The 1,601-nt window shown below is 60.5% G+C and carries 2 protein-coding genes; both read right to left on the reverse strand.

Annotation, left to right across the window (positions count from 1 at the left end; genetic code table 11):
• On the reverse strand, positions 1 to 1,203 hold a 1,203-nt coding region (locus tag AC0B9F_RS38055; RefSeq protein WP_472010375.1), incomplete at its 3' end, for an HNH endonuclease signature motif containing protein.
• A 92-nt stretch (positions 1,204 to 1,295) separates the two neighbouring features.
• Positions 1,296 to 1,601: response regulator transcription factor (locus AC0B9F_RS38060; protein ID WP_472010377.1), on the reverse strand; the 306-nt coding region annotated here is incomplete at its 5' end.

Consider the following 1,601-nt stretch of genomic DNA (forward strand, 5'->3'; position numbering starts at 1 on the left):
CTGTTGATACGGATCAATCGACATCGGTGGATAGAACACGGTTTTTCGGTCGGGGCCGATCTCGACCCGCCATTCGGTGTGGTGCAGCGTCCGGTGGTGATGACCGCACAACAAGATCAGGTTGTCGAGATCTGTTGGGCCACCATCGTTCCAGTGAACAATATGATGGGCATCGCACCACCCCGACGGAGTCCCGCACCCCGGAAACGCACACCCACCATCACGAACCGCCAACGCCCGCCGCTGCGGAACCGTCGCTGTTCGCGCTTCCTTACCGCAGTCGAGCGGAACACCATTCTCATCCAACAAAATCCGCGTGACCGTGCAGTCGCACGCCAACATCCGCGCGGTATCGATACTGATCGGGCCCACCCAATCCGCCCACGCGAAACCCAACTCCTCAGTGGACGGCAAGAGGTCTTTCAACGCCTTGAGGTCTGTCATGTCTTTTGCGCTGGCGGTGACCGTGATGTGCGGTTTCACCCCGCCCTCGACCGGACCCAACCCCGCCCGCTCGTACCGGCGCAACAACTCGCAAAACCCATCCGCCCGCCGCAGCGCCGGAGTACGCGTGTCCTTGACGCCGTCCTTCTCCGGCGTCGGCGCAGACAGACTCGACAACAACGTGATCAACCGGGCCCCGTTCACCGCATCCAGATCACCCTTCACCGTGACCCGCCCGTACAAGCCTTTCGAGGCGTAGAACTCGTTACGCTCCGAATCCTCACCCACCGGAACCCCGTCCTCACGCTTGCCGTACTGCTTCTCGATCCGCCGGATCGCCGCCCGCACCGCATCACAATCCGCAATGTTCTTCGACGCCAACCCCAACAGAATCCCGCGAGCCTTGTCCACATCCGCCAGGGTCATGTTCTTCGGCGGATGCTGACAAAACGACGCCACCTGACGGGCTTTCAACGCATCCACGTCACCGCGATGAAACGCATCCGCCACCACGGGTTCGAGCATCAACAACCGCGCCAACCCGACCAGCAGACTGCACTCACCGATCTCCAGATTCGTCGAACCATGCAACCACTGCGCGATCGCCCGAAAACCCTTCCCGCCGAGAACCTCCCGGGAAAACATCTCCACGATCAGCAACACCATCCGCGACTGCAACTCGTGTCGGGCGCGCACCAGATCCAGAACCTCACCCTTGAGGCCCTCCCCATCCAGTTGCCACGCTTCCCGACTGTCCATGCCCAAAGTCTAATCGAACAAAGTTTCGAACACAAGAGAATTTTGAGCGAAAATTGCTGCTGTCCAGCTACTTTCGACAATTCGGGCAAATGTCAGATCGAACCCAGCTCCCGCGCACGAGCTACCGCCGACGTCCGCGACTTCACTCCCAACTTGCCGAAGATGTGAACCAGGTGCGACTTGACCGTGGTCTCACTCAGGAACAGTTCTTTGCCGATCTCTCGGTTGGAGCGACCCGCCGCCACCAACTTCAGAACTTCGATTTCCCTTGGGCTGAGGCTGGTTTCGGGTTTGCGTACCCGAGTCATGAGCTTCGACGCGATGGCGGGGGAGAGAACGCTGTCCCCGCTCGCAGCGGCGCGGACGGCTGACAGCAACTCGACCGGTGGTGTGTCCTT

Source organism: Streptomyces sp. NPDC097129, assembly GCF_055668065.1.